This window comes from Pantoea sp. SGAir0180 (assembly GCF_043546245.1).
On the sequence record NZ_CP028071.1, the window covers coordinates 1,343,980 to 1,357,843 of the forward strand.

The following is a 13,864-nucleotide window of genomic DNA, read 5'->3' on the forward strand; positions in this document are numbered from 1 at the left end:
CCTGCCGGGCGAGATAACACAGGAGTAGATATGGCTGACAAAAATATGCGCTTTTTAGTGGTGGACGACTTCAATACGATGCGTCGTATTGTCCGTAACCTGCTGAAAGAGCTGGGCTTCAATAACGTAGAAGAAGCGGAAGACGGCGTCGATGCGTTAACTAAACTCAAGGCAGGTGGTTTCGATTTCGTTATCTCCGACTGGAACATGCCTAACATGGATGGCCTGCAACTGCTGCAGACCATTCGCGCAGATGCGGCCATGGCCAGTCTGCCTGTGTTGATGGTGACGGCTGAAGCGAAAAAAGAAAACATCATTGCTGCCGCTCAGGCGGGTGCAAGCGGCTATGTCGTTAAGCCGTTTACGGCCGCCACGCTTGAAGAGAAGCTGGGCAAAATTTTTGAAAAACTGGGTATGTAAGGAGATGTGATGAGCGACCTTCCGAAATCAGCTGAGCAAGCCGCGGCACAAGATATCATTTCCCGCATCGGTTCACTGACACGCATGCTGCGTGATAGTTTGCGTGAGCTGGGGCTGGATCAGGCCATTGCAGAAGCTGCTGAAGCCATTCCTGACGCCCGTGATCGTCTGGACTATGTAGTGCAAAAGACCGCTCAGGCGGCCGACCGGGCGCTGAACAGCGTCGAAGCAGCGCAACCGCACCAGGACAAAATGGAAGCGGGAGCGATTGCGCTTAAAGGACGCTGGGATGCATGGTTTGAGAATCCTATTGAACTTGCCGATGCGCGCGAGCTGGTGACGGATACGCGTCAGTATTTAGGGGAAGTGCCTGAGCACACCTCTTTTACTAACAAGCAGTTGCTCGACATCATGATGGCGCAGGATTTCCAGGACCTCACCGGTCAGGTGATCAAACGCATGATGGATGTGATTCAGGAGATCGAGCGCCAGCTGTTGATGGTGCTGCTGGAAAACATGCCAGAAGTGAGCGCCGAAAAACGTCAGGTTGGCACTACGCTGCTTAACGGTCCTCAGGTTAACGCTGCCGCCCCTGGGATTGTTGCGAACCAGGATCAGGTGGATGACCTGCTGGACAGCCTCGGTTTCTAATCACCTGGCTGTCTCGCCATCGCGACGTTGCGATGGTCCCTTCTGAAAAGTGGCCTGCTCACCGCGGGCCACTCCGCTTTTCTCTTTTGCTATCCGTGAAAGAGCATGTGTTTTTCACGTTTTATCCACGCTTTAACCAAACTCAAATTTGGCATTCTATGCTCAGAATTCCTGCCAACCGAGGTTTGTGGTGTCAGAAAACAGTGATGAGGACAAAACAGAATCGCCCACGGCCCACCGACTTGAAAAAGCGCGTGAAGAGGGCCAGATTCCGCGTTCGCGCGAGTTAACCTCACTATTGATGCTGTTGGCAGGCATCATGATTTTATGGGTTGGCGGGACGGCAATGGCCCATCGACTGGCGGCAATGGTGTCAACCGGACTCAGTTTCGACCATGGCATGGTGACCGACGACAAAATTATCATCGCCCACGTCGGTAATCTGATCATGCAGGCCATTGCCGCGCTTCTGCCGCTTCTGGGCGGGCTGGTTCTGGTGGCCATTGCCTCACCGATGCTGCTGGGCGGCGTGGTCATCAGCGGCAAATCCATCAAAGTGGATTTTAGCAAGCTGAACCCGTTGCCAGGCTTCAAACGCATGTTCGCCGCGCAGGCCTGGACGGAGCTGTTTAAAGGCATTCTGAAAACCATTCTGGTGGGCTGCGTGGCAGGCTGGTACATCTGGACGCACTGGCCCGATATGCTTCGGCTGATTGCCGAGTCGCCGACCACAGCCCTGATCCATGGCATGGACATGATCGCTATCTGTTGTGCGCTGGTCATGCTCGGCCTGATCCCCATGGTGGGATACGACGTTTTCTGGCAGCTTTACAGCCACTTTAAAAAATTGCGGATGTCACGTCAGGAAATTCGCGATGAGCACAAGCAGCAGGAAGGTGACCCGCACGTGAAAGGGCGCATTCGTCAGCAGATGCGCGCGGCAGCCCGTCGTCGCATGATGGCCGATGTGCCCAGGGCCGACGTGATCGTTACCAACCCAACACACTATTCGGTTGCGCTGCAATATAACGAGAAGAAAATGAGTGCGCCCAAGGTTATTGCCAAAGGCGCTGGCGAGATCGCCTTACGCATCCGTGAACTGGGCGCAGAACACCGCATTCCGGTTCTGGAAGCACCGCCGCTGGCGCGTGCGTTATACCGTCATACCGAAATCGGACAACACATTCCTGGCGCCCTTTATGCGGCCGTCGCGGAAGTGTTGGCCTGGGTCTGGCAGCTTCGCCGCTGGAAGCGCGAAGGTGGCCTGGTGCCCGTAAAACCTAAAGACCTGCCGGTCCCGGCAGAGATGGACTTTGCAGGAGAGAGCAAAAACGATGGCTAATCTGGCCGCTAAACTACGCCTTCCAGGCAACTTCAAAGACATGCAATGGCAGGTCCTTGCGGGTCCGGTGCTGATCATCATGATTTTGTCGATGATGGTTCTGCCCTTACCGCCGTTTATCCTTGATCTGCTGTTTACCTTTAACATTGCCTTGTCGATTATGGTGCTGCTGGTCGCCATGTTTACCCAGCGCACGCTGGAGTTTGCGGCCTTTCCCACCATTCTGCTGTTTTCGACCCTGCTGCGCCTGTCGCTGAACGTAGCCTCTACGCGTATTATTTTGCTGGAAGGGCATACCGGTGCCGCGGCGGCGGGACGGGTGGTGGAAGCCTTTGGCCACTTCCTGGTTGGCGGAAACTTCGCCATCGGGATCGTGGTGTTTATCATCCTGGTGATCATCAACTTTATGGTTATCACCAAAGGTGCGGGCCGTATCGCCGAAGTGGGTGCGCGCTTTGTGCTTGACGGGATGCCGGGTAAGCAGATGGCTATCGACGCCGACCTGAATGCGGGTCTGATTGGCGAAGATGAAGCGAAGCGTCGTCGCGCCGAAGTGACTCAGGAAGCGGACTTTTACGGTTCGATGGACGGTGCCAGTAAGTTTGTACGCGGGGATGCCATCGCCGGTATTTTGATCATGGTCATCAACGTGATCGGTGGTTTACTGGTGGGGATCGTTCAGCATGGTATGGATGCGGGCCACGCGGCAGAAACCTATACGCTGTTAACCATCGGTGACGGTCTGGTCGCACAGATCCCTGCGCTGGTCATCTCTACCGCGGCGGGTGTTATCGTGACGCGCGTGGCAACCGACCAGGACGTCGGCGAGCAGATGGTCGGGCAACTGTTCAAAGATCCGCGCGTCCTCATGCTGAGTGCCGGCGTAATCGGTTTGCTGGGGCTTGTGCCGGGCATGCCTAACTTTGTGTTCCTGCTGTTTACGGCGGCCTTACTGGGGCTGGCGTGGTGGTTACGTGGCCGCGAGATGCAGCCGAAGAAGAATGTCGAATCGCCGAGCAGCATCGCAAAATCCATGGAAACGCCTGCCTCTGCCGAAGCCTCCTGGACTGATGTGCAGCTTGAAGACACGCTGGGCATGGAAGTGGGTTACCGCCTGATTCCGATGGTCGATCACAACCAGAACGGTGAGTTGCTTGGTCGTATCCGCAGTATCCGTAAAAAAGTGGCGCAGGATGTCGGCTTTCTGCCGCCGGTGGTGCATATCCGTGACAACATGGAATTGCCACCCGCGCGCTACCGCATTTTAATGAAAGGCGTGGAGATCGGCAGCGGTGATGCCTATCCCGGACGCTGGATGGCGATTAACCCCGGCACAGCCGCGGGTACCTTGCCGGGTGAAGCAACCGTCGATCCTGCCTTTGGCCTGGCGGCGGTGTGGATTGACGGTGCGCTCAAAGAGCAGGCCCAGATTCAGGGCTTTACCGTAGTAGAAGCCAGTACCGTTGTGGCGACGCACCTTAATCATCTGATTGGCCAGTACGCCAGTGAGTTGTTTGGCCGTCAGGAAGCGCAGCAACTGCTGGACCGCGTCTCCTCAGAGATGCCGAAACTGACCGAAGATTTAGTGCCTGGCGTGATTACGCTGACAACGCTGCACAAAGTCCTGCAGAACCTGCTGGTTGAGCGCGTTTCGATTCGTGATATGCGCACCATTATTGAAACCCTGGCAGAGCATGCGCCGGTTCAAAGCGATCCGCAGGAACTCACCAGCGTGGTGCGCGTGGCGCTGGGCAGAGCGATTACGCAGCAGTGGTTCCCGGGCACGGGTGAAGTGCAGGTGATTGGCCTGGATGCGACACTGGAGCGCCTGCTGCTGCAGGCCTTGCAGGGCGGTGGCGGACTTGAGCCAGGCCTGGCCGATCGGCTGTTAGCCCAGACGCAGGAGGCCCTGCAACGGCAGGAAATGATGGGCGCGCCGCCTGTCCTGCTGGTCAATCATCCGTTACGCGCCTTACTGGCACGCTTCCTGCGCCGTAACATGCCGCAGCTGGTGGTGCTGTCCAATATGGAATTAAGCGATAACCGTCAGATTCGCATGACCGCAACCATCGGTGGCAAACAATGAGATCGCTAATGCTGTTTTCGCTGCTGCTTCCGCTGTTTGCTCAGGCCGCTGACGGTGCCTGGAGCGCCAGCGCGGCGGGTCCACTGATGGCGAATCGGGGAAGCTGGCAGTCGTCGCAGCCGCTGACCCCGCCAGGTCAGGTCAGTGGGGCGATCACCGTGGTGAACTGGCGTTATCAGTTTACCCAACCGGTGCCTTCCGGTTTACAGGTCCGGCTCTGTGCAGAACAGCGTTGTACCGAACTGGACGGTGCCAGCGGCAGCACACGCGGTCTGGCTGAGGTCGCCGCCGGTGAAACGTTACATATGGTGTTTGGCTTCGCCGGTGGCGGAAGTTTGCCGCCGGGGCTGAAGGTCGTCAGCACAGCGGTGACGGTTAACTACCACTAAGCCTTTTTCGCCCTGTTCATGGCAGACTGACAAGCATCATCAAGAGACTGATGCTGTCGGTCTGCCCGATCACTCCCGATGTCATAACGCGGTTCAGGCTACGCGTCTTTTTGCAGCAGAAAGCGGTAAAGCCATCCCCCCGCAACGCCACCCGCTATCGGTACCAGCCAGAAAACCCACAGCTGCTGTAACGCCCAGCCTCCCTGAAAAACAGCCATCGCGGTACTGCGTGCCGGATTCACCGAGGTATTGGTTACCGGGATACTGATTAAGTGAATGAGCGTTAATGCCAGACCAATCGCAATGGGAGCTAAACCCGCCGGCGCGCGTTTATCCGTCGCACCCTGAATAACCATCAGGAAGAACGCGCTGAGTACGAGTTCAGTGATGACGGCCGCACAGAGGGAATAGCCGCCTGGCGAGTGCGCCGCAAAGCCGTTGGCAGCGAAACCCTTATCTGCCATCGTAAAGTCAGCCTGACCACTGACGATCAGATACAGCACGCCCGCCGCCGCAATACCGCCAGCCATCTGTGCCACGATGTAGGGCAAGATGGTCTTGCTGTCGATGCGGCCACCGGCCCATAAGCCCAGGGTGACGGCGGGATTAAAGTGACCGCCCGAAATGTGGCCTACCGCAAAGGCCATTGTCAGTACGGCGAGGCCAAATGCCAGAGACACGCCCACAAACCCAATCCCGGTTTGGGGAAAATTCGCGGCGAGCAGGGCGCTGCCGCAGCCTCCGAATACCAGCCAGAAGGTGCCGAACAGCTCGGCAAACGCTTTTCTTAACATCAACGTATTCTTCCTTTCTCGTTAACACGTTAAACCTGATAAAACGCGGGCTTATAGTAGAGCGCGGGAATAAGAAAAGAATCTTGTCCCGACAGGACCTTGATATACGCGACATCAGGGTTGCCTGAGCGGGTTTGCACGGCGCGTGCTGCGATCATCTCTGGTGCTGAAATACGAATTAACGCCTTTGTATCGTGGAGTCAGGGAGGGCAATGGCAAAGATGACGCTACACGAAGGAAAATTGTGCGGGTGACGGGCAGAGCGGGAAGGGCGAGGTTGAGGCAGGCGCTGAGAACAGTCAGCTCTCAGCGCCTTAACAGATTACATGCGATCGACCGTTTTGATCCCCAGCGTATCCAGACCCAGTTTCAGGGTTTTTGCGGTCAGTGCCGCAATCTGTAAACGGCTCAGGCGCGTCACGTCGTCCTCTGCGGCCAGAATCGGACAGTGCTCGTAGAAACCGGAGAACAGGCCCGCCAGATCGTACAAATAGGCACACATCACATGCGGTGTGCCATCGCGTGCCACCTGGGTAATGACCTCTTCAAACTGCAGCAAACGCGTTGCCAGCAGGGCTTCACGGTCATCCGTCAGCACGATTTCTGCCTGAATCGCATCGGCGTCGATACCGGCTTTACGGAACACGGACAGCACGCGCGTATAAGCATATTGCATGTAAGGCGCCGTATTGCCCTCAAACGCCAGCATATTATCCCAGTCAAAAATGTAATCAGTGGTGCGGCTTTTTGACAGATCGGCATATTTCACGGCGCTGATGCCGACGACTTCCGCGAGCGTGCTGACTTCCTCTTCCGTCATGTCCGGGTTTTTCTCGCGTACCAGTGTGTACGCGCGTTCATAGGCTTCATCCAGCAAATCTGACAGCTTAATGGTGCCGCCGCTGCGGGTTTTAAACGGACGGCCATCTTTACCCAACATCATACCGAACGCATGATGTTCAAGTGGAACGGACGCAGGCACATAGCCGGCTTTACGGACAATGGTCCACGCCTGCTGTAAATGCTGATGCTGACGTGAGTCGATGTAGTAAATTACGCGGTCCGCATGCAAAGTTTCATAGCGATACCTGGCACAGGCAATATCGGTGGTGGTGTAAAGATAGCCGCCATCCTTTTTCTGGATGATCACGCCCATCGGCTCACCTTCTTTGTTCTGGAATTCTTCCAGGAATACCACGGTGGCGCCTTCACTCTCGACGGCCAGACCTTTGGCTTTCAGATCGGCCACAATTTCCGGCAGCATGTCGTTATAGAGGCTCTCACCCATCACATCATCACGCGTCAGGGTGACGTTCAGACGGTTGTAGATATGCTGGTTTTGCGTCATGGTGATATCAACCAGCTTTTTCCACATCTGACGGCAGTAGTCGTCACCGCCTTGCAACTTCACGACATAGCCGCGCGCACGCTCTGCAAACTCAGGATCTTCATCGTAAGTGCGCTTGGCTTCACGATAAAAACCTTCTAAATCCGCCAGCGCCATCTCCGCGTGGTTTTCATTTTGCTGTTTTTCAAGAAACGCAATCAGCATGCCGAATTGCGTGCCCCAGTCGCCCACATGGTTCGCGCGGATCACGTTGTGACCCAGAAACTCGAGGGTGCGCACCGCGGCGTCGCCAATGATAGTGGAACGCACATGGCCGACGTGCATCTCTTTCGCCACGTTGGGGGCAGAGTAGTCCACGACGATTGTCTGTGGTTCGACCGGGTTCACGCCAAGGCGCGGATGATTCAGCGCCTGCCGGGCATGGTCGGCCAGCCACTGACGATCCAGGAAAATGTTGATAAAGCCCGGCCCCGCGATCTCCACTTTGCTGGCAATGCCAGTGAGGTCCAGATGTTGAATCACGGTTTCAGCTAATTGTCGTGGCGCCTGGCCCAGTTTTTTCGCCACGGCCATGATGCCGTTAGCCTGATAATCACCAAACTGAACTTTAGCCGACTGACGAACCTGAGGTTCACAATCGGAGGGAGCACCAGCCAGCACCATTGCCTGACTGACTTTTGCGGAAAGAAGCGCCTGAATATTCACCGGGTTACCTTACATATGCAGAGAAAAGCACGCTATTTGGGCAGCGGGCTGTCTTCATGATTCTGCCGGGTGCAATGACCACAGGTCCTGGCCCGGCAAAAGGAAAAAATGAGGGAAAAAGTATACGTGAATTGTCAGCGTGAGTCAGTAGCGGGATAAAGGCAGGGAAACAGAGCCGAAGATGTTTCCCGCAGAGATTAGCGACGACGCGCGCGGCGCGCGTTTTTAACACTTTTGTCTGCACGTACCTTCCAGTGGCGCGCAACGGCAAACCCCATCAGTGCAATTAAGATGGCAACTACGATGAGCATCGTCATAAAAACTTTCCTTATAATAGTGTTAATGCAAATTTAATAGAAAGCTATGCAGGCTGCAATCATGCCACTGTTAAGTAAGACTTATCTTATTGTGTTAATGATAACCAAACAAAACAGTAACTTAAGTTACTTTTGTCAACGAAAAGGTGGATCTAACCAGAAGATTAATCTGAATTAAAAGCGTTAATTTTTTGCTTTTCTCGTAAAACGCCCGCCAAATAAGATGAATCTTACCCTTTTGTTCATTACGATAGTTCAGTAACAATGAGTTACGGCATTCCCTGGTCATAAAAAAGTGAGGAGACAGCTTACGGTGAGCATGATATTTCCACCCGAACTGGACGATTTACAGGCCGATTTAGCGGCTTTCGAAGAACGGTTACAAAATTTTTCACAGCGTCTGGGATTAAACCCCACAGACCTCGACGTCGATCATGTGGCCGTGCGGTGTCATCAGAATGCGACGGCCGAACGCTGGCAAAAAGGGTTTTTGCAACTCGGGGAGCAGTTCTCGGCGGCGATGATTAACGGACGACCGGTATGTTTATTTAAGCTGCACCAACCGTTAATGATTGCCGGCTGGGCGATAGACGTCGTTGAGCTGCCCTGGCCGGGTGAAAAACGTTACCGCCACGAGCGCTGGGAACATATTGAGGTGGTATTACGAGGCGAGCCTGAAACACTGGGCATGCGTGCCATGGCGCTGCTGTCCGATCAGGCACTCACACAGCCGGGTATTTCATTCAAAACCAGCTCACCGAAAGGGGAAAACGAGCGTCTGCCGAATCCTACGCTGGCAGTGACCGATGGGGAAACCACGATTAAGTTTCACCCATGGCGACTGGACGAAATTGTGGCCAGTGAACAGCGTTAGCCCCGGGCTTCAACCGCGCGTCTGAGCCGTCTGACGGCTTCTTCCAGCAAGGCGCGGGGACAGCCGAAATTGATCCGTACAAAGCCGTTATCACCAAAGTCGCGCCCCGGCGAGAAGCCAAGCCCGTGTTTTTCAAAGTACAGCGCCGGGCTGGCAACCTGGAGTTCGCGCGCATCGATCCAGCCCAGATAACTGCCTTCCGGAGAGGTCATCTTGAGGCCGGGCAGCGCATTGACTTCGGACACCAGCCAGTCCCGGTTGCCGCGCAGATAATCAAGCTGGGCCTCAAGCCAGTCGTCACATCCCCGCCAGGCGACCTCTGCCGCTACCAGGGCCAGAATATCGACTGAGGGCACAATGCCCTGGCGTACGGCGGTGAATCGCGCCCGTAGTTCAGGATCCGGGATCACAGCGACGGAAGCGCCCAGCCCGGCAATATTGAAGGTTTTGGATGGCGAAAGCAGCGTAATGCTCCGTTGGGCCGCATCATCACTCAGGGAGGCAAAGGGGATATGTTGCAGCCCCGGCGTTAACAGTAAATCGCAATGAATTTCGTCAGAGCAGACGATTAAATCATGGTGCTGCGCAAAGGCCAGCTGCGCTTCAAGTTCTTCCCGGCGGTAAACCGTGCCGCCAGGATTCTGCGGATTGCAAAGCATCAGCAAGGTTTTGTCCTGCATGTGGCCGTCTGCTGCAGTGAGATCCATGACCCAGCGGCCTTCCTGCAACGTCAGAGGCAGATTCAACTGATCACGTTCAGCCAGCTTCGCGGCTGAACGGAAAGGGGGATAAATGGGATGCGGCGCGACGGTACCCTGGTGCGGCGCGGTAAACGCCCGCACGGCCAGATTTAACCCGCAGACTACGCCGGGCAACACGACCACCCATTCCGGTTTAACTTCCCAGTGATAGCGTGATTTACAGCGGGCAATCAGCGCATCGATAAATCCCTGAGGCTTATCGCCATAGCCGAAAACACCATGATCAACGCGGGCTTTAATGGCCTCAATGATGAGGGCAGGCGATCGGAAATCCGTATCCGCTACCCACAACGGCAGAATATCCTGGCCCGCATATTTGTGCCATTTAAGGCTATCACTGTGACGGCGGTCTATCCGTTGGTCAAAATTGAATGTCATAGTTAGTTTTCCACGTAAACTGTTCTAAGGGATAAGCATACCTGACGAATTTGGCGTGAACAGGACGTCATGTAAAGGAGAAGAGAATGACCACACTGGAAATTTGTTGCTATGGGGTGGATTGTGCCTTAACCGCTCAACAGGCGGGGGCCGATCGAATTGAACTCTGTGCGGCACCGCGTGAAGGCGGCCTGACACCTTCTGCTGGCATGCTGGAAGTCGCCCGTCGTGACATTTCTGTTCCGGTGCATCCTATTGTCCGCCCGCGCGGCGGAGATTTTTGCTATTCCAGCCGGGAGTTCGAGGCAATGAAATCGGATGTCGCGCGGATTCGCGAACTGGGCTTTCCGGGCGTAGTGTTAGGGATGCTGGATGAAGATGCCCATATTCATGTGGGGCAGATGCGGCAGATCATGGCGCTGTGCGACGGCATGGCGGTGACCTTCCATCGCGCCTTCGATCTCTGCCACCGGCCAAAACGTTCGCTCGATGTTTTAACCGATTTTGGCGTGAAACGTATCCTCACTTCCGGGCAGCAGCAGAGCGCAGAAAACGGAATTGCATTATTGAGGGAACTTAATGAATACAGCAGCGGTCCTATCATTATGGCAGGTGCTGGCGTTCGTTTAAGTAACCTGCAAAAGTTTCTTGATGCAGATATTCGTGAGGTACACAGCTCGGCAAGCCACCTGGTGGCATCACCGATGCGTTACCGCAAAGCGGGTGTTTCCATGTGTTCCGAAGCCGAAATTGATGAGTTCAGCCGTTACTGCGTCGATGGTGATGTTGTAGAGGCAATGAAAAGTGTCATGCAAATGAATACCGCCCGGGTGGCCTGACTCATAACCAGTTTTGCCGCGCAGCACGCCGATTGATGACGTGATGTTTGCAAGTACCAAACCCCAGCACATTTGCTGGGGTATTTTTTGTCCGGTATTCCGCTATAGTGGATGATGAAACAACGCATTGCGTGCATTCTGTGTCGCCGTTTGCCGTCAACGCGGCTTTGCTTTCCCTGTTCTGTTCCCCGGTTGCGGGTCATCAGCTTAACCCTAATCGACATTGATGTCAGAGGCCCTGCCATGCGATGCATTCTGCTTTCCGCTGTTCTCACCGTGATGGGATGCCATGCGCCCTTAACCTTTGCCGCGTGCAAATCAAACAGTAAAGCGGTCTCTGACAGTAATAACTGGATTCTGTTGGGCGGCAGTGCGAAAGGGGCGGTACGTCAGGTTGTCGCAGGGGAGTTTGGCAAAGACGTCAATTCGCAAAAGCGAGTGCTGGGGCAGTTTGATCCCTGTGGCGACCTGCTGGTGGCGGATATCAGTTATGAAAAAAATGAGCGTAACGTCATTCTGAGCATGGAACAACATCTGGTGCGTGTGCAGGAAGGTTGGGTGGCCGAATATGCGTATCTGGTAAAAGTGCTGAAACAGGGAAAGGAAGTGGTGGTGGATAACCGACAAGGCACCATCAACTGGCACAAGGGAAAAAACGGCAATATTATCAGCGCTTCAGACAAATTCATCAGCATGGGCAAATCGGGATTCACGGACACCACGTACCGCTACGATAAACACTATCGTTTGCTGAAAAGCATTGCGCGCGGAACCGATCCCGTCAGCAACGGGGAATACCGTTACGCGTGGAGTCCGCAGGGCCTCGTCACCCGCACCACCTCTGCCCGGCGAAAAGACACCTATACCTATGACGATAAAGGGCGGGAGCTGCGCCTGAACGGCACGGCATCAACCGACGTCAGCACTCTGCGCACCGTGGATGAATGCCAGTTCTGGGATGACAAGGGCAACTGCACCCTGAGTTACCTGAATGAAACCGAAGTTTTTGAGAAAGGCACGGTGCAGCGTCACCTCAGTGCGGTTTATAAGTATCAGTACTGGGACAAACCCAGTGAGGCGACGGAATAGCCCCTATTTTACCGTTTTACTGAACGCATCCAGGCCCAGCAGCGCATGGGCGATCTGTTCCGGTGCCAGGTTAGGATTGAGGTTTTTCAACGTATCGCCTTCGCTGTTCGCCAGCGCGCCGATTTTTACCAGATCTTCCCAGCTCACCCCGTCCAGATGCATCTCTTTTAACGTGGTCGGCATATTGATCGAACGGTAGAAGCGGATGTAGCGGGCAATTTCTTCATCGGGACGCTGCTCAAGCACCATCTGAGTTAACGTACCGTAGGCCACTTTTTCACCGTGAGTAAGATGGTGGATATCGCCGTCAATTGCGGTGAATCCGTTATGAATCGCGTGCGCACCAGCCAGACCGGCGTTTTCAAAGCCTAAACCGGACAGCAATGTATTGGCTTCCACTACCGCTTCTACCGCTGGCGTGACGCGTTTTTCCGAGACGGCGATATAGGCACTGTAGCCCCACGTCAGCAGCGTCTCTTCACAGGCCCGGGCAATGGCAAGACCGGCAATAGTCGGATCGCCATTGACCATCGATTTCGCATGGCTACGGGCCACCGCCTGGGCTTCCACCCAGGTCGCCAGACCATCGGCGATGCCGGACGCGAACAGGCGGGCGGGCGCGGCGGCGCACACGGCGGTATCAATTAACACCAGATCGGGATTTTTACTGTAGAAACGGTAGCTTTCAAAAACGCCACTGTCGGAATAGATAACAGACAGCGCGCTACAGGGCGCATCGGTTGAGGCAATGGTGGGCACAATCACTACCGGCTGTTTGAGTTCATCGGCCACGGCTTTTACCGTATCCAGCGTTTTGCCGCCACCCAAACCAATCACCACGTTACAGCCCTGCTGCTGCGCATGCTGACTTAACCGGGTAATTTCATTACTGGAGGCTTCGCCATTGAACTGCTGACGGCTGAGGGTAATGCCTGCTTTTTCCAGCGTAGACTGCGCCCGCTCACCAATCAGCCCCCAGACGACATCGTCAGCCACCACGAAAGCGTGATTGCCCAATTCCGTGACATACTCTCCCAGTTCATCGAGCACGCCCGCACCCTGTACATATTTGCGAGGCGAAGAGAAAATAAATTTACTCATGATCGTAGCTCCTGGTTTTTCAATTGAGACCGTTACCGGCCCGCTAATAACGCCACTAAAAAGCGTAGCAGTTAATCACGCCTGGCTGTCTGTACAGCGTGAAAAACGCTTGTTATTGTTAAGCACTTCTAATCAGGAGTACGCCTGTGACGACTTCATTCCTCGCTTTTCTGTTTGCGATCATCATTTTGACCCTGACGCCGGGGTTCGATACGGCATTAATTTTGCGATCGGCGGCGGCACAGGGCTGGCGACGAGCCAGTGCGGCCGCGCTGGGCGTGGCGACGGGCTGTCTGTCGTGGGGCATTGCGGTCGGGCTGGGGCTGGGGGCGCTGCTGCTGGCATCGGAAACGGCGTATAACCTGCTGAAGTGGGCTGGCGCAGCCTATCTGCTCTGTCTGGGCGTCAGGTTACTGTGGCATCCGCGTCGCCAGAATGCAGCGCTGCCCGCCGAAACGCCGTCGCAGCAAACGCATCTGGCCTGCTTTCTGCGTGGGTTACTGGGGAATCTGTTGAATCCTAAAGTGGGCGTTTTCTACGTAACATTTTTACCGCAGTTTATCCCTCAGGGCGGCTCGGTCCCGGTCTGGTGCACCCTGATGGCCCTGACACATATGGTGACTGGATTGATCTGGAGCAGCGTGCTGATTGGCAGCAGTCACTATTTTGCGGCACAGCTCAGGAAGCCACGCGTGTTGACAATCATGGATCGTTTGACGGGCTGCGTCTTTATTGGCTTCGCGGCGAAACTGGCGCTGTCTCGCCGCTGA

The 13,864-nt window shown here is 55.1% G+C and carries 13 protein-coding genes; 9 read left to right on the plus strand and 4 right to left on the minus strand.

Annotation, left to right across the window (positions count from 1 at the left end):
* The first annotated feature begins 30 nt into the window (after nucleotides 1–30).
* The 5 genes from cheY (at nucleotide 31) to C1N58_RS06295 (ending at nucleotide 4,888) form a co-directional block, all read left to right on the plus strand.
* Complete coding sequence (gene cheY / locus C1N58_RS06275; RefSeq protein ID WP_006120246.1) at nucleotides 31–420, plus strand: chemotaxis response regulator CheY; 390 nt, start codon at nucleotides 31–33, stop codon at nucleotides 418–420.
* Between the two features lie 9 nt (nucleotides 421–429).
* On the plus strand, nucleotides 430–1,071 hold the full coding sequence (cheZ, locus tag C1N58_RS06280; protein ID WP_006120247.1) for a protein phosphatase CheZ: 642 nt from the start codon (nucleotides 430–432) through the stop codon (nucleotides 1,069–1,071).
* 190 nt (nucleotides 1,072–1,261) lie between these two features.
* Nucleotides 1,262–2,413, plus strand: a complete 1,152-nt coding sequence (flhB, locus tag C1N58_RS06285) for a flagellar biosynthesis protein FlhB (RefSeq protein ID WP_162285809.1) — start codon at nucleotides 1,262–1,264, stop codon at nucleotides 2,411–2,413.
* Nucleotides 2,406–4,499 carry a flagellar biosynthesis protein FlhA gene (flhA, locus tag C1N58_RS06290; RefSeq protein ID WP_033741997.1) on the plus strand — a complete coding sequence of 698 codons (2,094 nt, stop codon included), beginning with the start codon at nucleotides 2,406–2,408 and terminating at the stop codon, nucleotides 4,497–4,499. The genes flhB and flhA overlap by 8 nt, the downstream gene beginning before the upstream one ends.
* A complete protein-coding gene (locus C1N58_RS06295; protein WP_033741996.1) occupies nucleotides 4,496–4,888 on the plus strand; it encodes a flagellar protein FlhE in 393 nt (130 codons plus the stop codon). The genes flhA and C1N58_RS06295 overlap by 4 nt, the downstream gene beginning before the upstream one ends.
* 98 nt (nucleotides 4,889–4,986) lie before the next feature.
* Here the strand turns inward: C1N58_RS06295 and aqpZ are convergent, their stop codons facing one another.
* Both aqpZ and argS read right to left on the minus strand, forming a co-directional pair.
* A complete protein-coding gene (gene aqpZ, locus C1N58_RS06300) occupies nucleotides 4,987–5,682 on the minus strand; it encodes an aquaporin Z (RefSeq protein ID WP_394564869.1) in 696 nt (231 codons plus the stop codon).
* A gap of 322 nt (nucleotides 5,683–6,004) precedes the next feature.
* Nucleotides 6,005–7,735, minus strand: a complete 1,731-nt coding sequence (gene argS / locus C1N58_RS06305; protein ID WP_006120253.1) for an arginine--tRNA ligase — start codon at nucleotides 7,733–7,735, stop codon at nucleotides 6,005–6,007.
* Nucleotides 7,736–8,365: 630 nt separating this feature from the next.
* On the opposite strand from argS, the gene C1N58_RS06310 reads away from it, so the two are divergent.
* Nucleotides 8,366–8,926, plus strand: a complete 561-nt coding sequence (locus C1N58_RS06310; RefSeq protein WP_006120255.1) for a VOC family protein — start codon at nucleotides 8,366–8,368, stop codon at nucleotides 8,924–8,926.
* Here C1N58_RS06310 and C1N58_RS06315 read toward each other — a convergent pair.
* A complete protein-coding gene (locus C1N58_RS06315) occupies nucleotides 8,923–10,065 on the minus strand; it encodes a MalY/PatB family protein (RefSeq protein WP_394564705.1) in 1,143 nt (380 codons plus the stop codon). The two genes, C1N58_RS06310 and C1N58_RS06315, sit on opposite strands and share 4 nt — an antisense overlap.
* Before the next feature lie 86 nt (nucleotides 10,066–10,151).
* On the opposite strand from C1N58_RS06315, the gene cutC reads away from it, so the two are divergent.
* Together cutC and C1N58_RS06325 are read left to right on the plus strand one after the other, a co-directional pair.
* Nucleotides 10,152–10,904 carry a copper homeostasis protein CutC gene (gene cutC, locus C1N58_RS06320; RefSeq protein WP_033741990.1) on the plus strand — a complete coding sequence of 251 codons (753 nt, stop codon included), beginning with the start codon at nucleotides 10,152–10,154 and terminating at the stop codon, nucleotides 10,902–10,904.
* Between the two features lie 243 nt (nucleotides 10,905–11,147).
* Entirely contained in the window at nucleotides 11,148–11,993 is an 846-nt protein-coding gene (locus C1N58_RS06325; protein WP_394564706.1) for a hypothetical protein, read from the plus strand.
* Nucleotides 11,994–11,996: 3 nt separating this feature from the next.
* On the opposite strand, the gene C1N58_RS06330 is transcribed toward C1N58_RS06325, so the two are convergent.
* Nucleotides 11,997–13,094, minus strand: a complete 1,098-nt coding sequence (locus C1N58_RS06330) for a glycerol dehydrogenase (RefSeq protein WP_033741989.1) — start codon at nucleotides 13,092–13,094, stop codon at nucleotides 11,997–11,999.
* 146 nt (nucleotides 13,095–13,240) lie between these two features.
* On the opposite strand from C1N58_RS06330, the gene C1N58_RS06335 reads away from it, so the two are divergent.
* Nucleotides 13,241–13,864: a LysE family translocator gene (locus C1N58_RS06335; protein WP_375096348.1), complete on the plus strand. Its 624-nt coding sequence runs from the start codon at nucleotides 13,241–13,243 to the stop codon at nucleotides 13,862–13,864.